Source organism: Streptomyces sp. NPDC006012, from assembly GCF_042871185.1.
GTDB lineage: Bacteria > Actinomycetota > Actinomycetes > Streptomycetales > Streptomycetaceae > Streptomyces.
The window spans coordinates 213,915-233,015 of sequence record NZ_JBIAIE010000001.1; the positions used below are offsets into that span (position 1 = coordinate 213,915).

General features: G+C 72.2%; 16 protein-coding genes and 1 tRNA gene. 5 read left to right on the forward strand and 12 right to left on the reverse strand.

Annotated elements, in window-relative coordinates:
• Window positions 1-52 precede the first annotated feature (52 nt).
• The 4 genes from ACFYPJ_RS00970 to ACFYPJ_RS00985 are packed head-to-tail and all read right to left on the reverse strand — an operon-like array spanning window position 53 to window position 5,214.
• A complete protein-coding gene (locus tag ACFYPJ_RS00970) occupies window positions 53-1,384 on the reverse strand; it encodes an AAA domain-containing protein (protein WP_389008429.1) in 1,332 nt (443 codons plus the stop codon).
• Window positions 1,381-2,970, reverse strand: a complete 1,590-nt coding sequence (locus ACFYPJ_RS00975; protein ID WP_389008432.1) for a hypothetical protein — start codon at window positions 2,968-2,970, stop codon at window positions 1,381-1,383. The genes ACFYPJ_RS00970 and ACFYPJ_RS00975 overlap by 4 nt, the downstream gene beginning before the upstream one ends.
• Window positions 2,961-4,223 carry a hypothetical protein gene (locus tag ACFYPJ_RS00980; RefSeq protein ID WP_389010056.1) on the reverse strand — a complete coding sequence of 421 codons (1,263 nt, stop codon included), beginning with the start codon at window positions 4,221-4,223 and terminating at the stop codon, window positions 2,961-2,963. Before ACFYPJ_RS00980 ends, ACFYPJ_RS00975 begins: the two co-directional genes overlap by 10 nt.
• A complete protein-coding gene (locus ACFYPJ_RS00985; RefSeq protein ID WP_389008435.1) occupies window positions 4,177-5,214 on the reverse strand; it encodes a phosphatase PAP2 family protein in 1,038 nt (345 codons plus the stop codon). Before ACFYPJ_RS00985 ends, ACFYPJ_RS00980 begins: the two co-directional genes overlap by 47 nt.
• Before the next feature lie 307 nt (window positions 5,215-5,521).
• Between ACFYPJ_RS00985 and ACFYPJ_RS00990 the strand changes: the two genes are divergently transcribed.
• Window positions 5,522-6,118: a histidine phosphatase family protein gene (locus ACFYPJ_RS00990; RefSeq protein WP_389008438.1), complete on the forward strand. Its 597-nt coding sequence runs from the start codon at window positions 5,522-5,524 to the stop codon at window positions 6,116-6,118.
• 32 nt (window positions 6,119-6,150) lie between these two features.
• Here ACFYPJ_RS00990 and ACFYPJ_RS00995 read toward each other — a convergent pair whose 3' ends face one another.
• Window positions 6,151-7,587, reverse strand: a complete 1,437-nt coding sequence (locus tag ACFYPJ_RS00995) for a hypothetical protein (protein WP_389008441.1) — start codon at window positions 7,585-7,587, stop codon at window positions 6,151-6,153.
• Between the two features lie 295 nt (window positions 7,588-7,882).
• On the opposite strand from ACFYPJ_RS00995, the gene ACFYPJ_RS01000 reads away from it, so the two are divergent.
• Together ACFYPJ_RS01000 and ACFYPJ_RS01005 are read left to right on the forward strand one after the other, a co-directional pair.
• The gene (locus ACFYPJ_RS01000) at window positions 7,883-8,257 is read left to right on the forward strand and encodes a hypothetical protein (RefSeq protein WP_389010059.1); all 375 of its coding nucleotides are present in this window, start codon (window positions 7,883-7,885) and stop codon (window positions 8,255-8,257) included.
• Between the two features lie 196 nt (window positions 8,258-8,453).
• Window positions 8,454-9,323, forward strand: a complete 870-nt coding sequence (locus ACFYPJ_RS01005) for a spermidine synthase (protein WP_389008443.1) — start codon at window positions 8,454-8,456, stop codon at window positions 9,321-9,323.
• A 13-nt stretch (window positions 9,324-9,336) separates the two neighbouring features.
• On the opposite strand, the gene ACFYPJ_RS01010 is transcribed toward ACFYPJ_RS01005, so the two are convergent.
• The 4 genes from ACFYPJ_RS01010 to ACFYPJ_RS01025 all read right to left on the reverse strand — a co-directional run bounded on the left by ACFYPJ_RS01010 (window position 9,337) and on the right by ACFYPJ_RS01025 (window position 14,154).
• Window positions 9,337-10,764, reverse strand: a complete 1,428-nt coding sequence (locus tag ACFYPJ_RS01010; protein ID WP_389008446.1) for a GH1 family beta-glucosidase — start codon at window positions 10,762-10,764, stop codon at window positions 9,337-9,339.
• 140 nt (window positions 10,765-10,904) lie between these two features.
• Window positions 10,905-11,807 carry a carbohydrate ABC transporter permease gene (locus tag ACFYPJ_RS01015; protein WP_389008449.1) on the reverse strand — a complete coding sequence of 301 codons (903 nt, stop codon included), beginning with the start codon at window positions 11,805-11,807 and terminating at the stop codon, window positions 10,905-10,907.
• Window positions 11,804-12,829: a carbohydrate ABC transporter permease gene (locus tag ACFYPJ_RS01020; RefSeq protein ID WP_389008452.1), complete on the reverse strand. Its 1,026-nt coding sequence runs from the start codon at window positions 12,827-12,829 to the stop codon at window positions 11,804-11,806. Before ACFYPJ_RS01020 ends, ACFYPJ_RS01015 begins: the two co-directional genes overlap by 4 nt.
• Window positions 12,826-14,154, reverse strand: a complete 1,329-nt coding sequence (locus ACFYPJ_RS01025) for an ABC transporter substrate-binding protein (protein WP_389008455.1) — start codon at window positions 14,152-14,154, stop codon at window positions 12,826-12,828. The genes ACFYPJ_RS01020 and ACFYPJ_RS01025 overlap by 4 nt, the downstream gene beginning before the upstream one ends.
• Window positions 14,155-14,604: 450 nt before the next feature.
• On the opposite strand from ACFYPJ_RS01025, the gene ACFYPJ_RS01030 reads away from it, so the two are divergent.
• Window positions 14,605-15,660, forward strand: coding sequence for a LacI family DNA-binding transcriptional regulator (locus ACFYPJ_RS01030; RefSeq protein WP_389008457.1), 1,056 nt, complete (start codon window positions 14,605-14,607; stop codon window positions 15,658-15,660).
• Between the two features lie 39 nt (window positions 15,661-15,699).
• Here ACFYPJ_RS01030 and ACFYPJ_RS01035 read toward each other — a convergent pair whose 3' ends face one another.
• The gene (locus ACFYPJ_RS01035) at window positions 15,700-15,924 is read right to left on the reverse strand and encodes a hypothetical protein (protein ID WP_389008460.1); all 225 of its coding nucleotides are present in this window, start codon (window positions 15,922-15,924) and stop codon (window positions 15,700-15,702) included.
• A 673-nt stretch (window positions 15,925-16,597) separates the two neighbouring features.
• Between ACFYPJ_RS01035 and ACFYPJ_RS01040 the strand changes: the two genes are divergently transcribed.
• Window positions 16,598-17,992: a hypothetical protein gene (locus ACFYPJ_RS01040; RefSeq protein ID WP_389008462.1), complete on the forward strand. Its 1,395-nt coding sequence runs from the start codon at window positions 16,598-16,600 to the stop codon at window positions 17,990-17,992.
• 235 nt (window positions 17,993-18,227) lie between these two features.
• Here the strand turns inward: ACFYPJ_RS01040 and ACFYPJ_RS01045 are convergent.
• Both ACFYPJ_RS01045 and orn read right to left on the reverse strand, forming a co-directional pair.
• Window positions 18,228-18,300: transfer RNA gene (locus tag ACFYPJ_RS01045), tRNA-His, on the reverse strand.
• Window positions 18,301-18,477: 177 nt separating this feature from the next.
• Window positions 18,478-19,080, reverse strand: a complete 603-nt coding sequence (gene orn / locus ACFYPJ_RS01050) for an oligoribonuclease (RefSeq protein ID WP_389008465.1) — start codon at window positions 19,078-19,080, stop codon at window positions 18,478-18,480.
• Window positions 19,081-19,101: the final 21 nt, after the last annotated feature.

Consider the following 19,101-nt stretch of genomic DNA (forward strand, 5'->3'; position numbering starts at 1 on the left):
CGCGGCCCCGCCGCACGGTCACGACCGCCGCACGGTCACGACCGCCGCACGGTCACGGCTGCCAGGCCACCCGGTGTTCCGTCAGGTGGGCGAGGACCGCATGGTTGGCCTCCCAGCCGTCCGGAAATTTCACTAGCGTGCCCAGCTGGACCGGGTCGGCCGACGGATAGTCGTCCAGGAGGTCCGCCACTCCCGCGCGGCACACCACGACGCACGCGTGGCGGTGCCGGGAGGCGAGCACGCACAGGCGGCCCGTCTCCAGGTGGAAGGCGGTGGCGTCGGGGCGGCCGGAGAGGGGATGCAGGACCACCGTCACGTCGTACTCCCTCCCCTGGAGCCGGTTCGCCGTGTCGACCGTGACGTCCGCCACGCCCAGCTCGGCCAGCGCCGCCCGTACCGCCGCGGCCTGGTCCCGGTGCGCCGTGCCGACGGCGATCCGGTCCGCGGTGAGCGGTGCGGTACCGCGCTCCGACGTGGCGGCGCCGCCGCGGTCCAGCAGCCGGCGGACCACCGCCGCCACGGCCCGCACCGCCTCCGGGTCCGTACGCGGGGTGTGCCGCGCGGACAGTTCCAGCAGACCCCAGCCCGAGGCCGCCGCCTCGTCGATCACCCGGTCGGCTCCCGAGCCGTCGGACGGCACGGCGAAGGCCAGCCCGCGGTCGCCGTGGCCGGTGCCGCTGCGGAACGGCGTGTACGGGTAGAAGGCGCCCGAGACCAGCGGCGCGGCCGAGGCCGGCAGCCGCCAGGACACCGGCAGCCGGTGCTGCGGCAGCTTCGGGTTGTGCGCGAGCAGCGTCGTCACGGCGGAGGCCGACGGGTCGTACGACAGACCCGCCCACTGCTCGCTGCCCACGATCGCGAACGGGTCCAGCTGGCCCGGGTCGCCCACGAACAGCGCCTGCTCGAACAGCCCGGCCACCGACAGCAGCGCGTCCGACCGCATCTGGTACGCCTCGTCGACGATCGCGTGCCGCCAGGGTTCGTCCACCTTGACGTGCGCCCACTTCGCGGCCGTGGACAGCACCACCGGGAGGCCGGCCAGGTCCGCCGCCTTCGCCGACGTGCGCACGGCCGGCAGGTCGTCCAGCGCCTTGTCGTACGGGTCGGCGTCGCTGCTGTGCAGGCGGCCCACCGGCAGCTCGGGGTTCTTCTCGGCGAGCCGCAGGACCAGGTCGTCGACCTGGGCGTTGGTCTGGGCGACCACCATCAGCGGCCGTCCCGCGTCGGCCAGTTCGAGCGCCGCCCGGACCACCAGGGTGGACTTGCCCGCGCCGGGCGGGGAGTCGACGACCACGCCCCGGTGCGCGCCGTGCAGGGTGTCGTGCAGGATCGCCTGGGTGGCGCGGGCGGCGGCGGCGCCCGGGTCGAAGGTCTCGTCCGTCACAGCACGTCCTCCTCGGTGACGGGATCGGCGGCCTCCGCGGCGGCCTCGCCGGGCGGCCCGCCGTGCGTCCACGGGGTCTGCTCCGGGTCGGGCAGCTTCGCCCCGCCGCGCTGTTCGTGTTCGAACAGCGTGAAGCAGAGCCGGTCGCCCTTCTCGGGCACCGATCCGTCCTCGGGTTCCTTGCCGCGGCCCATCTTGTCCAGGATCCGCAGCACGACCAGCCCGTCGCCCTCGTATCCGACGAACTCGGCCGACTGCGGGCGGCCCGCCAGCGAGCGGTACGCCTTCGCCCGCTCCCCGAGCTGCGGCCGGTCGTCGGTGCGGACGGTGACCAGCGGGCGCGGACTGGGCCGCTTCCCCTCGCTGTACGCCATGACGACCTCGACGACCTCGCCCGCGAACGCCTCCCCGGCCAGCCGCCGGCCCGCCATCACCAGCGGGTCGTCGAGCGCCTCCTGCGCCTCAAGGCGGGCCTGTTCGCGTTCGCGGGTGGCCAGTTTGTTCGCCGCGGTGACCGCGTCGTCGCGGCGCGGCTGCGGGGGCTCGCCGGCCCGCACCCGGTCGCGGTGGCCGGTGAACGACCAGCGGTCGCGCAGCCACCGCTCCTCCACGTGCGCGCCGTCGGGCAGCGCCCGCAGCAGGTCGAGCCCGCGCCACACGGCGTCCCAGGTGGGCCGGGTACGGCTGTCGACCAGGGCGCGGATCTCCCGCTCGGCGACGCTGAGCGGACCGAGCAGGTCGTCGGCCTCCAGGCCGTCCTCGGCCGTCGCCAGCGCGGTGCGGGCACGGTGGTGGCGCTCGATGGCGGGGGCGAGCAGCTTGTTGTCGAAGGCCGGGTCGGTGGCCGGGCCCGCGGGCGGGAACAGCAACTGGCCGTCGGCGTCGCGGGCCCGCTCGGCCCGGTCGGCCGCCGCGGCACCGGACTGCCCGGCGGGCGGGTCGATCCAGGCCAGCAGCGTGCCCAGGTGCTGGTCCTCCAGGCTCGACTGGCCGGTGGTCCAGTGCCGGGCCAGCACGTCGGTGAGCGCGAGCAGCAGCGAGGAGCCGGGCACCCGGGCCCGCTCGGCGAAGTGCGTCAGCCACCGCCCGAGCAGCGGCACCCGCGGCGGCGCCGGATACGGCGCCTCGGGGTCCTGCTCGGCCGTGCGGCGAAAGCGCATGGAGCGGCCGAGCAGCCGTACGAAGTCGACGCCCGCGCGGCTCGGCACGATCAGCTGGGGCGCGTCGGCGCACAGTTCCGCCTCGACCTTGACCCGCTTGCCGGTCTCCGGGTCGGTCTCGGTGCGCTCGGCGGCCTCCACGTGGTCGGTGTACGCGTCGAGGTAGGGCAGGACGACGTCGGCGACGTCGGCGAGGAACGCGAACCGCAGGTCGCGATCGCGCGGCTGCTCCACGACCAGCAGCCGGGGCGCGTCCCGGTCGGTGCCGACCAGCGCGCCGAGCGGGGCGCCGGTCTCACCCGCGGTGGTCAGCGGTACGAACACCAGGGGCCGGTCGGACAGGTGCCGGTGCCGGACGGTGGCGGCGGGGCGGGCCCGGCCCGAGCTGACCGCCTCCAGCCGGCCGAGTGCGGTGATCAGCGACAAGGGGCCACCTCCTGGCCGGCCCGCGCCCTGGGGAACGCCTCGCCGTCCGGTGCGTCTGTGTCCGGTTCCTTTCCGCCTGGTGCCGTCCCGCCCGGTGCCGTGTCGTGCGGTGCAGTGTCGTGCGGTGCGGTGTCCTGCGGTGCCGCCTCGCGCAGTGCCTCCGCGCGCAGGGCGGCTGCCCTGCGCAGCGCGGCGACCGCCGGATCGGCCGGGTCGCCGCTCGCCCCGCGGGCCGCCGACAGCACCTCCTCGACCGTGGTCAGACCGCCCAACTCGGCGCGCAGCGGGCGGCCGAGCGCGGTGACCGCGCCCGCCGCGCGCGACCGCGCCCGGCAGTGGAAGGCGAGTTCGCAGACGGCCAGGCACTCGGGCGCGTAGGCCGCCGGGACCGCCTCGACCGCGGTCGTCAGCTCGGCGGCGGGCAGGCCGGGGGCGAAGCAGGTGCCGTCGGGCAGGGCGTCGGCGATGTCCTGGATCCGGGTGAGCCGGGCCAGCTGGCGGGCGGTGACGGCGCGCTGCTTGCGGACGTCCACGGCGGAGGCGGTGGGGAGGTTGGAGAAGTCCTTGGGGCAGACCAGGAGCACCTGGTGGCGCACGCGCGGGGCGGGGTCGAGGCGGGCCGCGACCTCCTCCAGGGCCAGCACGTACACCGCGGCCTGCCGGGCGGCGGCGCCCACCTTCGCCGGGTCCGCCGAACCGTCCAGCATCGGGAAGGACTTGATCTCCACGACGGACCAGCTGCCGTCGGGGTGCACGACCACCGCGTCCGGCTCCAGGAACGTGGCGGAGCCCGCGACGTCGAGCGCCAGCATCGGATGGTCGAGCAGCGTCCAGCCGCCCCGGACGGCCGTGGCCTCGCGCAGCGCCAGCGCCGTACGGGCCGTGCGCCCCTCGGGGCCGATCGCGGACAGGTCGGGGACGGCGGCCTCCTGCGGCGGCTCGGCGGCCGGGTCCAGCGTGGTGTGCACGAGCCGCAGCAGTTCGGCGCCGTCGCCCGCCTTCACTCGTGCTTCGAAAGCGTTGCCCCGGGTGAGGGCGAACTGCGAACGGCCGAAGACGGGCGGGGCGCCCAGCGCGCTCGCCAGCGCCGCCTTGTCCACCCCGGCGCCGTCCAGGACGGCCCGCCTGCGGCATCCCGGGTTCGCGGCGAGCGCCGCGAGGGCGCGCGCGTCCAGTGCCTTGGACGGCACGCCGGGGCCGCGCAGCTCAGCGAGCCTTCCCCAGACTCTCGACTTCGCCGGGGCGGGGGAGATCCCAGTCCTGCGGTCGCTCTCCCGTGTCCCTGGGGGAAGGGTGCGGTTCGGCTCCGGACCCGAACCGTTCCTCGCGCTGCTGTGGAATTCGCTCACCCGGCGAAGTCTGGCATCCGCCACTGACAATCGGGGCTGCCGCGTCGCCGGAGTCTTGCGCGACGGGCGCGACGGCCGGGGCGGTACGGGCCCGCACCGACTGCAGGGCCTGTACCGCGGGCGGCGCGAGGCGGGCCCGCAATGCGGTGGCGGCCCGCGTCACGTACGGCGTGAGCAGCAGCCCGACGCCCATCACGGCCACGCCCGCCACCGCGTCCAGCAGATAGTGGTTGGCGGTGCCCATGACCACGGTGGCGGTCAGCAGCGGGTAGGCCACCCCGAGAACCTTGGTCAGCCGCGTACCGCCGTACCGCCACAGGATCACCCCGCACCACAGCGCCCAGCCCACGTGCAGACTCGGCATGGCCGCGTACTGGTTGGTCATCCCGCCCATCCCGCGCGGGGCACTGGCCTCGCCGCCCCACCAGCCGTACGAGCTGTACTGGGCCATCGTGTCGACGAAGCCCTCCTCGGGCGCCAGCAGCCGGGGCGGGCAGGTGGGCAGCAGGGTGAAGCCGATCAGGCCGATGAACGTGGACGTCATCAGCCAGGTGCGCACCGCGCGGTAGTGGGAGCTGCGGAACCGGAAGATCCAGATCAGTATCGCCGGGGTGACCAGATAGTGCAGGGACGCGTACCAGAAGTCGGCGGGCACCCCGAGCCACGCCTCGCGCGTGAACAGCCGGTTGAGCGGGTGTTCGGCGTTGACGCGCAGGAACTTCTCTATGCGCAGGATCACCAGGCCGTGGTCGACGGCGGTCGAGACGTCCCCCCGGGCGAGCAGACGCCCGGCCGAGTAGCAGCCGTACACCAGGAGGATGAGCGGCAACTCGGTCCACCACCGCAGCCGGATCCGCTGGGACACCCCGGTGCCCGGTGTCTCGGTCTGCGGCATCCGACTGCCTCCCCCTTCTCCGCGCGGCGCCCTGCGGGCCGACCGTGCCACTTTACGGTGTACGCGGTACACCCCGTACGGGGGCGTTCCAGCCCTGATAGACGCCGAGGTCGCCCGGCGGGTTGCCCGCCACGGTGATGCGTGATGATGGAGGGGTTCCGGTTCCGTTCCCTCGTGTTTCTCCTGTGTTCCACCCCTCGTTCGGCCTCCTGGATCCACCCCTCCTCCCGCCCGTTCGTTCCGACCCCTCGTGCTCCCTGGACCGCGGACCGGTCCGGCACCGCCCTGCCCCGGAAAGGCCCCCGTCATGGCACCCCGCATCCTGCTGGCCCGGCACGGACAGACGCAGTGGTCGCTGTCCGGCCAGCACACCGGCAGAACCGACGTGCCGCTCCTGGAGGAGGGGCGGACGGGGGCCAAGCTGCTCGGCGAGCGGCTGCACCGGCCGCCGTTCGACGGCCTGCCCGGGGCCGAGGTGCGCACCAGCCCGCTGGCACGCGCGCGTGAGACGTGCGAACTGGCCGGATTCGGCGGGCGGGCCGCCGTCTGGGACACGCTCCTGGAGTGGGACTACGGCGCCTACGAGGGCATGACCCCCGCCGAGATCCAGGCCGTCCGCCCCGGCTGGCTCATCTGGCGGGACGGTGTCCCCGGGGGCGAGGACCTGGCCGGGATGACGGCACGGGCGGACGAGGTGGTGGCCTGGGCCAGGTCCGCGGACCGTGACGTCCTGGTCTTCGCCCACGGGCACATCCTGCGCTCCATAGGGGCGCGGTGGCTGGGCCTGCCGCTCGACTTCGCCGCGCGCATCCGCCTCGGCCCCGCGTCCCTGTCGGTCCTCGGCTGGGCCTACGGCGAACCGGCGATCGAGAGCTGGAACGACCTGGGCCACCTCGCGGGGTGACCGTGCTCACCCCGCCGGCGGGGTGGGTGTCCTCACACGGTGCGCGGCAGCGAGGCGTGCCGCTCCAGGAACTCGGACACCCCCGACGCCCTGCGGTGCGGCAGCAGCACGCGTGCCGTCCCCGCGAGTATCGAGTGGACCCGGGACGACTGGACCTGGTCCAGCAGGCCGAGCACCCGGATCCCGGCCTGCGCGGCCTCGTCGGGAAGGCCCCCGCGCGCGAGGTCGTCGGCGAGTTCCGCCGTGTACAGGGCGATGTTCCGGGTGAAGTGCGGGTCCTGGAGCTGGGCCGCGCGGCGGGCGTGCCGGGCCGCGCGCGGCCAGTCGCCCAGCATGGACCAGCACTGGGCCTCCAGCCCCTCCAGTTCGGCCTGCCCGTAGAAACTCATCCACTCGGGGTCGGCGTCCGAGCGTCCTCGTTCGTACAGGGCCTGGGCCCGGGCCAGCGCCTGTTCGCAGCCCGTGCGGTCGGCGAGCCCCGCCCAGCCGCCCGCCTCGCGCAGTGCGAGCAGCGACATCAGGCGCGCGGAGCCCAGTGCGCGCCCCACCCGCTGCGCGGCCTGAGCCGCCCGCACCGCCTCCCGCGGCCGTCCGGCGTCCCGCGCGAGGAACGCCGTGTTGCAGAAGGCGTGCGCCTCCAGGGCCGGGTCCGCGATCATCCGGGCGGTCGCCAGCGCCTCCGCGTAGTGCGAACGCGCGTCGTCGAACCGCCCGGAGTCGTGCGCCAGCCAGCCCACCGAGATGGCCAGCTCGCCGGCGCCCGAGTGCAGCCGGTCGACGGTCGTCTGCCGGGTCGCTCCCGCGTCCAGCAGCGTGTAGGCGGCGCGCAGCGGGGCCGCCGCGCGCCGGTAGAGGCCGTCCGCGCCGTGCCGGTCGTCGAGCAGCCGGATCCGGCGGACGGCTTCTTCGAGGGCCGTGGCCTCGCTCGATCCGGCCCGCCGGTACGGCCGGTCCGCGGGCCCGGCCGCGGTGTCGGTGGTGAGGGCGAAGGGTCCCAGGGCGGCGGCCACCGTGGCGCCCCCGCCGGTCATGAATGCGCGACGCAGCACGTCGCTCTCCTCGTGGTTCTGGTGCGTGTCGTACGGGTCCTCCGGCTCGACTGCCGCACCCGTCCCGCCCGCTGCGGGCACCGGGTGGGTGCCTGCCGCAGAGGACGCGTCCCCGGCCGGGCGTGCCGCGCGTCCGCGGACGGACGAGCGGGGCGCGAAGCCGAGGTCGGCGAGCGTGCGGCCGGGGAACATGTGCAGGAACACCCGTTCGTACGCGTAGTTCGGGCAGCGGATCTCACCTGCCTCCACCCGGCCGACGTAGCGCGCGTCACAGCTCACTCGCTCACCGATCTCGCGGGCGGCACGTCGTACCTGCGCCGCGAACTCGGCGGGTGAACGCCGGCCGCGCAACTGCCGGAAGGCAAGGTTCGGCCGCGGCGGCCGGTCGGGCTGTGACGAGGTCACCGTTGACGACGCCATGGCCGGGGGTCCTCTCGTGCGAACCGTCGAACCATGCCGGATTCGGGATGATTCAAGGAGAGTTGCCCGTGAGGCACCCTTCATCCGGCGGGCAAGAACGTACCCGCTGCGACCCACCCGCCACACAGTGTTTGGCCACAAACCGGATATCCGCCCTGCGATCTGCCATGAACTGCCATCCTTTGCGGCGGCCCGGCGCGTAGCTGTTGACGTCCTGTCTCGTTGGACGGGGTGGACTGCAAGATGCTGCGTGGTGGAGGCCCGGATGGAGACCAGCCGGAGCAACGATCTTGGTATGTCGATCGTGTCGTCCATGTCGTCGCCGAAATCGTGCGACCTCGTGACGGTGCCGACCCGACAGGGTCTGGAGGCGGTCGACATCCTGCGGCGAGGAGCCGGGGAGGCGGTGGGACCCGTCCTGCACGACGACGGGGGCGAGACCCTCGGCTTCCTCGTGCCCCCGGGGACCGCGGCTGCCTGGGACGTCCCGGGCAGCACCTGCACGGAGACCGACGGGCGCGGGCTGAGCCTGCACCGGGAGCCCCCGGTCGCGGGCTCGGACTGGCTGCTGCCGCCCGGTGAGGCCGACCTGGCGACGGACCCGTCGGTGCTGCGGCGTGCCCTGGGGGAGGCGGCTCGGCTGATCAAGGCCGCGGACAGCTGCCGTTGACGCTTGGCCGGAGTGCGGCGAGCGGGCGGTACGGGAGCTGTGCCGCGGGGTGGGTGCGGCGTGCGCCGTGACCGGCCGCGCAATATCCCGTTCCTGTGCACGGTGAAGGTGGCGGGGCCGGCGCCCCGCGGGGTGCCGTTCCGCGGCCCTCGGACGCCGCTGGGCCGGGGGAAACGGCGGCTGCGAGAATGGCCGGGTGGGCAGGGCAAGGAAATCCGGGCGTCGTGCGGCGGACGCCGATGTCGTCGCCGAGCGTGTCGACGGTGGGCTGGCGCAGCTGGTGCCCGATCCGGACCGCCGGCGGGCCTGGACGCTGCTGATCGACGGGGCGCCGCAGTCGCACGTCGACCTCGACGACCCCGCCCACCTCTCCTTCGAGTACCAGCGCCGGCTCGGCCACGTCGTCGACCTGGCCGCCCCGCCCGGAAGGCCACTGCACGCCGTGCACCTCGGCGGCGGTGCCTGCACCCTCGCCCGGTACATCGCCGCCACCCGCCCCCGCTCCACCCAGCAGGTCGTCGAACGCGACACCCGGCTCGTCGAACTCGTACGCAGCCGGCTCCCCTTGGACCCGGCCGCCCGGATCCGGGTGCGATCGACGGACGCGCGTGCGGGCCTCGCCAAGGTCCCGGACGGCTGGGCCGACCTGGTCGTCACCGACGTGTTCAGCGGCGCCCGGACACCCGCCCACCTCACCTCGGCCGAATTCCTCGACGAGGTCCGCCGCGCGCTCGCCCCCACCGGCGTCTACGCGGCCAACCTCGCCGATGGCCCGCCGCTCGCCCACCTGCGCGGCCAGATCGCCACCGCCGCCGCCCGCTTCGCCGGGGTGGCGCTGGTCGCCGACCCGGCCGTGCTGCGCGGCAAGCGGTTCGGCAACGCGGTCCTGGTCGCCGCCGACGGCCCGCTGCCGATCGCCGAACTGACCCGGCGGGCGGCCTGCGACCCGCACCCAGGGCGGGTCGAACACGGCAGGCCCCTCGCCGACTTCACCGGCGGCGCACTCCCCGTGACGGACGCGGCGGCGGTGGCCTCACCCGCGCCGCCGCCCTCCGTGTTCCGCTGACCGCGCCGCCGGACTACGGGGTTCCGGCCGGCGGCAGCGCACCGGACCGGGCGGCCTGCCCGTACCACTGCGCGCTCGACTTCGGCGTCCGCTCCAGCGTGGCGTAGTCGACGTACACCGCGCCGAACCGCTTCTCGTAGCCGTAGCCCCACTCGAAGTTGTCCATCAGGGACCACAGGTAGTAGCCCCGTACGTCCGCGCCGTCCGCGACCGCCCGGTGGACCGCCGACAGGTGGCCGTGCAGATAGGCGACGCGCTCCGGGTCGTGGACCCGGCCGTCCTGGTCCGGCTTGTCGTCGAAGGCGGCTCCGTTCTCCGTCACGTACAGCGCCAGACCGGGGGCCTGTCGCGCGTACCGCATGATCAGTTCGTGCAGGCCCGTCGGGTCGACGGTCCAGCCCATCTCCGTGCGTTCGCCCGGGGTCTGGTGGAAGGTCACGCCGTCGGCGCCCGGCCAGGGCGAGTGCTCGCTCGCCCCGTGTCCGTCCGCCTGGTGTCCGGCGGTGTCCGGCCCGCTCGCGGAGACCAGTGTGGGCGTGTAGTAGTTGAGGCCCAGCGCGTCCAGCGGCTGATGGATCGCCCGGAGGTCGCCGTCGTGGACGTACGACCAGTCGGTGAGCGACGCCGTGGACTCGAACAGCGTCCCCGGGTACGCGCCGTGCAGGATCGGGCCGTGGAAGATGCCGTTGGCCAGGTCGTCGATCTGCCGGCCCGCCACCAGGTCAGCCGGGTCCTGCGTAACCGTGCGCACCACGGAGGAGTTGAGGCTGAGCGCGATCGAGGCGTGCTTCGGCAGCACCGAACGCAGCGCCGTGGTGGCGAGGCCGTGCGCCAGGTTGAGGTGGTGTGCGGCCCGCAGCGAGGCCACCGGTTCGGTCCGGCCCGGTGCGTGCACCCCGGAGGCGTAGCCCAGGAAGGCGCTGCACCAGGGCTCGTTGAGGGTGATCCACTGCTCCACCCGGTCGCCCAGCGCCTCCCCGACGATCTGCGCGTACTCGGCGAACCGGTGGGCGGTGTCCCGCTCCGGCCAGCCGCCCGCGTCCTCCAGCTCCTGGGGCAGGTCCCAGTGGTAGAGGGTGACGGCCGGCTTGATGCCGGCGGCCAGCAGGTCGTCGACCAGGCGGCGGTAGAAGTCCAGGCCCACCTGGACGGCCGGGCCCCGGCCCGTGGGCTGCACCCGCGGCCAGGAGACCGAGAACCGGTACGCGTTCAGGCCCAGCCGGGCCATCAGCGCCACGTCCTCGCGGTAGCGGTGGTAGTGGTCGACCGCGACGTCACCGGTGTCGCCGCCGGCCGTCCTGCCGGGCGTGTGGCTGAAGGTGTCCCAGATCGAAGGGGTACGGCCGCCCTCCCGTGCCGCCCCCTCGATCTGGTACGCGGAGGTCGCGGCGCCCCAGAGGAAGGCGGAGGGGAAACTCACGGGGGTAACGGGTTCAGGCATGGAAGCGCTCCCATCGAGGGGTCGGGGAGGAGGAAGGGGAGGAAGGGGGTGGGAGAGGGCGGGAGGAGGAGTAGGGGAAGGGGAGTACCGGGGCCGGGGCGGCGGTGGCCCGGCCCCCGGTCCCCGGCGGCCGGGGCGGGTCAGCCCTTGATCGCGCCCTGCATGATGCCGCCCACGATCTGCTTGCCGAACAGCAGGAAGGCGGCCAGCAGCGGCAGCGTGCCGAGCAGCGCGCCCGCCATGATCACCGCCTGGTCCGGTACGTAGCCGGTGCCGAGCGAGTTGAGGGCGACCTGCACGGTGGGGTTCTGCTGGGTCAGGGCGATGATCGGCCACAGGAAGTCGTTCCAGGCGAACACGAAGGTCAGCAGGCCGAGCACGGCCATCGCCGGCCGCGCCGCCGGGAACACCACGTGCCACAGGATCCGCAGACTGCCCGCCCCGTCCACCCGGGCCGCCTCGACCAGTTCGGTCGGCAGCGCCTGCACCAGGTACTGCCGCATGAAGAACGTGCCGAACGCGGTCACCAGGCTCGGCAGGATCACCGTCTGCAACTGGTTCGACCAGCCGAGATCCGACATCCACAGGTACAGCGGTACGACCGCCAGCTGCGGCGGGATCATCATCGTGCCGATCGTCAGCAGCAGCAGGAGACCGGAGAACCGGAACCGCAGCTTGGCGAAGGCGAACCCGGCCATGGTCGCGAACAGCACCGTACTGATCGTGATGGTGCCCGCCACGATCACGGAGTTGACCATGGCGCTGCCCAGCCCGGCCTCGTCCCAGGCGGACTGCAGGTTCTTGAACAGGTTGCCGCCGAACCACAGCGGCGGCGGGGTCTCGGCCAGCCGCCGGTCGGTGCGGGAGGCCGCGATCGCCGTCCACACCAGCGGCGCCAGGGAGACCAGCGCGAAGACGGCCAGCACGACATAGGCGACCGGGCCCGCGTGCAGCTGCTTGCCCGCGCCCATCACCCGGCGTCGTCCGCGTCCGCGCCGCTCGGTGCCCGTCCCGCGCGGGAGGCTGAGTTCACTGGTGGTCATTGGGACTTCCTCAGGCGTCGGACGAACAGCATGTTGATCAGCGCGATGATCACCAGGAGGAGGAACATCGACCAGGCGATCGCCGATGCCTTGCCCAGGTTGCCGATGATCCAGCCCTGGTCGTACATGTACAGACCGAGCGTCTGGTACTGGTGCTCGGCCCCGCCCTTCGAACCGCTGACACCGCCGAACAGCAGCGGCTCACCGAACAGCTGGGTCGCCCCGATGGTGGACACGACCACCGTGAACAGGATCGTCGGCCGCAGCTGGGGGATCGTCACATGCCGGAACTGCTGCCAGCGGCTGGCCCCGTCGATCGCCGCCGACTCGTACAGGTCGGTCGGGATGGCCTGCATCGCCGCCAGGTAGATCAGCGCGTTGTAGCCGGTCCACCGCCAGATCACGATGGACGACACCGCGAACTGCGAACCCCAGTCCGACTCACGCCAGTTGACCGGATCCACGCCGACGAAGTGCAGGATCCAGTTGACCATGCCGCCGTCCCAGGAGTACAGCAGCGTGAACACCAGCGTCGCCGCCGCGACCGACGTGGCGTACGGGGTGAGCATCACCACGCGCCACACGGTCGAGCCGCGCAGCCGGTAGTTGAGCAGATGCGCGAGCCCGAGCGCCGCCAGCAGCTGCGGGACGGTCGAGATCAGCCCGATGGTGAGGGTGTTGCGCAGCGCGTTCCAGAAGAAGTCCGAGGACAGCAGGTTCTGGTAGTTGTGCAGGCCCGCCCAGGTCTGGTGGTCCAGCGACGACAGCTGCACGTCGTGCAGCGAGTACCAGGCCGTGTACAGCAGCGGGACCAGCGAGAAGGCCCCGAAGAGGATGAAGAAGGGGGCTACGAACGCGTACGGCGACGCCTTCATGTCCCAGCGGTACAGCCGGCTGCGCCAGGAGTCGGCGCCCGCCGGCGCACCGCGACCGCGAGCGCCGGGGGCCGCGCCCGGCGGGGAGCCGGGCGCGGCGTCGGCACTCGGCGCGGTCTGCGCCAGGGCCTGCTTCGAGCCGGTCACTGGCCGAGCACGTCCTTGATCTCGTTCTTGGCCGCGTCCCAGCCCTGCGCCGGGGACTTGCCCTTCTGTTCCACCTGGAGGATGCCGATGTCGCTGATCGCGGTGTCGATCGGCTTGTCCTTGGGGCCGAGGGGCTGCGCGGGGATGACCTTCGCCGCGTCGGAGAAGATCTGAGTGAGCGGCGCGTTCGCGAAGTACGCCGTGGTGGCGGCCTGCGGCTTCAGGTCCGGGTACGCCGACGGAACCGACGGGAAGCTGGCCTGCTTGGCGAACACCTTCGCCTGCTGTTCGGGCGCGGTCAGCCACTTCGCCAGCGCGACAGCCTCCTTCTGGTGCTTGGCCGCGGTCGGCACGCCGAGGAAGGAGCCGCCCCAGTTGGAGGCCGCCGGCGCCGCCGCCACGTCCCACTTGCCCTTGCCGGAGTCACCGGTCTTCTGCTCGATGTAGCCGATCATCCAGGCCGGGCAGGCGACGGTGGCGAAGGTGCCGTTGGCGAACCCCTGGTCCCAGGTCGGGTCGAACTGCTTCAGCTTCGCCGACATGTCGCTGGTGGCGACGGTCATCGCCGCGTCCCAGGCCTTCTTCACGCCCGGGGACCTGTCCCAGACGACGTTGCCGTCCTTGTCGTAGTACCGCTCGGTCGCGCCGCCCACCGCCGCGTTGTAGACGGAGGAGGCGGAGTCCACGAACTTGGTGCCGGACGGCGCCTTCTTCATGTACTCCTTGCCGAGGTCGACGTACTTGGCCCAGTCGCCCTTCCACTGCGCGGCGAGCTTGGTCCGGTCGGTCTCAAGACCGGCCCTCTCGAACAGGTCCTTGCGGTAGCAGACCGCCATCGGTCCGATGTCGGTGCCGAGCCCGATCAGCTTGCCGTCCTTGGTGGTCGCCTGGGCGTTCTTCCAGTCCAGCCACTGGGACTTGTCGACGTCCTTGCCGAGGTCGACGAACTTGTCGCCCTGCGTCTGCACGGCCTCGGTGATGTTGCCGACCTCGATGGCCTGGACGTCGTCGGTGCCGGAACCGGCCTGGAGCCTGGTGAGCACCTTGGGCCAGTAGACATCGGTACGGGTGGTGACGTTCTCCTTGATGGTGATGTCAGGGTGGAGCTTCATGTACTCGTCGTACAGACCGGCCTGCTTGTAGCCGAAGACACCGAAGGTTCCGATGGTCAAGGTGGTCTTGCCCGTGCCGTCGCCGTTGCCGCTGTCCGAGTTGGACGAACCGTCGTCGGCGTCGCTGGCGCAGCCGGCCAGTGCCCCCGTGGCGAGCGCGGCGACGGCCGCGAAGACCACCAGTTTGCGGGACCGGCGGGTACTCGTGCGCATGGAGTCCTCCTGTTTCCTGATGTGCCGACCCCCCGGCCGACTGCGCTGTCGGGCCCGTTGGTACGTGCTGCGGCTCGGGCGGGGAACGTGCAGGACGTGTATGTGTGAGGTGGTGTGGGAGCGCTCCCACCATCGATGTGTTGAAGAGTCGTCGGTTCGAGCGGGGGTGTCAAGGGAGCCGACACGGACAACTGCGTTCGGTTATCTGCCTGTTAACTGGGGCGTGGGGGCGGGTCGGACGGGGGCCGTCGGACGGGGGGCGGGTGGCGCGGTGAGGGCGGGGTGGGGGCCGATGGTCGGGGGTCGGCGGCCGTCGGTCGGGGGTGTCCTTCTGCCCTTCTGTTCTTCTGTTCCCCTCCGCCCTGCCGGCGGCAGCGCACGGCGACCCGTGCAGGCCGGGCTGTTAGATTCCAGACCAGCGAGATTGCCGGTGCAGGGAGGCGGGAGCCCATGGCAAGCCACGGAGCGCGGGGGCGCAGTGGCCGTCGGCCGACCCTCGAAGAGGTCGCCGCGCGCGCCGGTGTCGGCCGTGGCACGGTCTCCCGGGTGATCAACGGTTCGCCGCGGGTCAGCGAGACGACGCGGGCCGCGGTGGAGGCGGCGGTCGCCGAGCTGGGGTACGTACCGAACACGGCGGCCCGCGCCCTCGCCGCGAACCGTACGGACTCCATCGCCCTGGTCGTCCCCGAGCCGGAGACCCGGTTCTTCGCGGAGCCGTACTTCTCGGACATGCTGCGCGGTGTGGGGGCCGAACTGTCCGAGACCGAGCTGCAGTTGCTGCTGATCTTCGCGGGCAGCGACCGCGAGCGCCGCCGGCTGGCCCAGTACCTGGCGGCGCACCGGGTGGACGGCGTGCTCCTGGTGTCCGTGCACGCCGACGACCCGCTGCCCGATCTGCTGGCCCAGTCGGGGATCCCGGCGGTGATCAGCGGCCCGCGCTCGGCGGCGGAGACGCTGGCCTCGGTGGACTCCGACAACTACGGCGGTGCCCGCTCGGCCGTCGAGCACCTGCTCGCCCGCGGGCGGCGCACGATCGCCCACATCACCGGACGCGTCGACGTGTACGGTGCTCAGCGGCGCGTCGACGGCTACCGCGACGCCCTGCGGGACGCGGGCCACCCGGTGGACGAACTCCTCCTCGAACCGGGCGACTTCACCGAGGACGGCGGCCGCAGCGCGATGACCAGGCTGCTGGAGCGCAGCCCCGGCCTGGACGCGGTCTTCGCCGGTTCGGACGTCACTGCGGCGGGCGCCCGCCAGGCGCTGCGCGCGGCGGGCCGCCGCATCCCGGACGACGTGGCCCTGATCGGTTACGACGACTCGGCCATCGCCCGCCACATGGACCCGCCGCTGACCAGCGTCCGCCAGCCCATCGAGGAGATGGGCCGCGCGATGCTCGACCTGCTCCTGACGGAGATCGCGTACCGCCGCCCGCCGCTCTCGCTCCCCAGGGAACGCCGGCACGAGGTCCTGCCGACGGAGCTGGTGATTCGTACGTCGTCGTAGCCGCGGGGGCGTGGCTCCTGCCCGCCGTGGGCCCGGGCATCATCCCGGCGGCTCCCCGCCGTCCGGGGACGGCCGCCGGGCCACCCGTGCCACCGGCTCCCGGGCGCCCGCAGCAGTAGGCCCAGTCCGAGGACGCCCGCACCGAGCGCGGCCGTCCGGAGCCACCGCGACCGCACTGCCCAGGACGGTGCCCACCGTCAGCGGCAGCAGCCGGGCCGGACGCAGCACCAGCAGGGCCGGCTCGCGCAGCAGCGCCCACCGCATCAGCACAGCTCCCGCTCGGCGGGATCGGTCCTGGGCACGCGTACGCCCAGCAGTTTGCGCGGCGTGTTCCGTAACCGGTGCCGGTGGCGGTCAGCTCCGTCCCGGAGTCGCGTACGACCTCGCCCACCTCACCGGCCGGTTCGGCGGCAGCTCGCAGTTCCGAGTCGTCCACCGTCTCCTCACCACGGCTGTCCACTGGTCCGGTCACACCTCTTCATCGGGCTGAGGGACGCGAGCGGTTCGTGATCTTTTCGGTGCGGGCTGCCACGAGATCCTCGCCGGGGTCCGACTCGTCCGGACCGGCATAAAGAAACTCTTCGATAACGGTGCAAAGCAACACATTCGGTATCGCAGGGCGCTGGTCGGCCCGCCGCGCCCCCATGCTCCTACCTGGCTCGCGACTTGGGGTGCCGGTCGATCGAATCGTTAACAAAGGAGCAGTGGTAGTTGAAATCTTTGTGGAGTAGATTCCGTCCGGGAGTGTCGAGAGCGCTCCCCGCCGACTTCCGCCCCGTAGGACGAAGTCGGCATATCGTGCCGCAAACGTCGGGGATGGGAGGGGATTGTAACGAGGCTTCGCGGATCCTGAGTGGTTGTTCTGGATGCGCGGACCCACCCGCAGCGCGGCAATTGAAATTCCCATATTTCCGAGGTCGGGGCGAAAGGTGCTCACATGACTGTGTCGGTTCACCGATCGGGAGGAGATGCTGAAGCCGAAGAAACGGCGGGCATCGACTTGAGGAGATTGGAGGCGGGGCTAGCCCTGGAACCAGCCTCCGACGAGGAGGCACAGGGTCATGCGAGCGGACGAAAAAGCATCTTGGACTTGGCTAAAAAAGTTGCCATGACCAACGCTTTTACCTTGGTGGCGGGCGGCTATTCGGTCGGCTACGGAGAGACAAGTAGTTCCCTCAAGGCGGCCGGTTTTGCTAACCTTGCCACCTATAACGGGATAAAAGCAGCAGATGAGTGGCCCGAAGATCGCAAGTTGGCCGCAGCAAACATGGCCACCGCCATCGGTACCGGTGTGTGGACGGCCTCGATAGTCGCCGACAGCCCGCTCGGGCAAGCCGTGGGGGCGGGCATAAACACCGTCGCCAATTTGGCCGATGCGTGGATGCGGTATTCCCAGGGCAAGGAGGGCGTGGGCCAAGCACTGGTCGATGCGGCCGAGATGGCCGCGTTCGTCGGCGCCAACTACACGAGCCATCCTGTGGCTCGCGCATTTGCTTTTGCCGGCACAGCGGCGGGATTCGGCGTGGCTGCCATGCAGGACAAGGACTTCGTAGGGCACGTGCTCGGTGCGGCCGCGTGGTCCGCGGGAGCCGCGTTGAAAAGCAACCCGGTGCAGGCCGCCGGGGCCGGAGTGGTGGGGGGCGCAGAGGCTCTGCGGCTCGGCGCCACCATCCTGAAATCCGCGAAGTCCCGCTGGTGGCCGTCGACGGCCTCCAGCCCCACCCCGTCGGCGCCGCCCAGCTCGACTGCTCAGGCAGCGGCGTCCCTCCAGGCAGTGGCCGCCCCCTTGCTCCCGAAACCGGACTTCACCCCGTTTTCGGCGTCCAGCTTGACTCTGCAGGCAGCGGCGTCGGCCACCCCGCTCCCGGACACGGCCGGCAGCCCGTTCCCGTCGGCGGCGTCCAGCCCGCTGGTGTATGCGCCCCCCGGCCCGATTCCGTCGACGGAGTCCAGCCCGGATGCGTCGCCGTTCGGCATCCTGACTGCGCCGCCAGGGGCGTTCCCGTTCCCGCCGATGGCCCCCGACCCGGCTCCACCAGCGGCGTTCAACCCGCCCCCGCCACCGGTTCCCGGCCCGATTCCGTCCGTGGCGTTCGGCGCGCTCCTGTCGCCGCTTTCCGGCCCGCCTTCGCCAGTGGCGCCCACCGCGACTCCGGCGCCGGTGTACACACCGTCGGTGGCAGCCATGCGGTATACGCCGCCCGGCGTAGCCACTTCCATGGAGCAGCCAGCCGGTGTCAGTAAGGCCGCCTCCACCCGGCCCAGTTCCCTCCCGGCCGCCCGGACGACGCCGGTTCAGGCACCACGACCTGCCAGCAGTCGCAGCAAGTGATCTTCGTGGCGAGGTGACCTGCCGTGCAGGACACGGCAGGCTACCGAGTCGCCGCGCTCAAGGAAGGCCCTCCTGATCGACCTCGGTCCGGCCCTTGAACGGGGCCGCCCCACGATGTTCGCCATGATCCGGACCCAAGGGCCCTGACGGACGGCTGGGCCCCCGTCGTACTCCAGTGAGCTGGGCAAACACCAAGGCCCCTGACCTGGCAAGGTCAGGGGCCTTGATCTTCAAGGGTGAGTGACGGGACTCGAACCCGCGACATCCTGGACCACAACCAGGTGCTCTACCATCTGAGCTACACCCACCACGACCAGCGGTTACTGTGTTGTTTCCGACCGGCCGAGAAAAAGTGTACAGGGTCCGAAGGGGTGCTCGTGCACGGCTTTTCCGGCGCCGCCGACCGGCTGACGGACGGCGGTACGGCGGACGCTGGTACACCGGTACGGCGGACCGTGGATGTCCCGGTCCGGCCGGACGTGCGCTCAGCCGGCCGGCAGGACGTGCTTGGCCGCGATCGTCCTGGCGGTGTCCGAGTCGGGGCCCGGCTGGGGGACGAAGATGGCCTCGCGGTAGTAGCGCAGTTCGGCGATGGACTCGCGGATGTCGGCGAGGGCGCGGTGATTGCCGTTCTTCTCCGGGCTGTTGAAGTAGGCGCGCGGGTACCAGCGGCGGGCGAGTTCCTTGACGCTGGAGACGTCCACGATCCGGTAGTGGAGGTAGTCCTCCAGCGTGGGCATGTCGCGCAGCAGGAAGCCGCGGTCGGTGCCGACGGAGTTGCCGCACAGCGGGGCCTTGCCCGGCTCCTTCACGTGCTCCCGTACGTAGGCCAGGACCTGTTCCTCCGCGTCGGCCAGCGTGGTCCCGCCGGGCAGTTCGTCGAGCAGTCCGGACGCGGTGTGCATCTGGCGCACCACTTCGGGCATCGTCTCCAGCGCCGCGTCCGGCGGGCGGATGACGATGTCCACACCCTCGCCGAGCACGTTCAGCTCGGAGTCGGTGACGAGGGCGGCAACCTCGATGAGCGCGTCGTCCGACAGCGAGAGGCCGGTCATCTCGCAGTCGATCCACACCATGCGATCGTTCATATGTCTAACCTTACGGCCCGT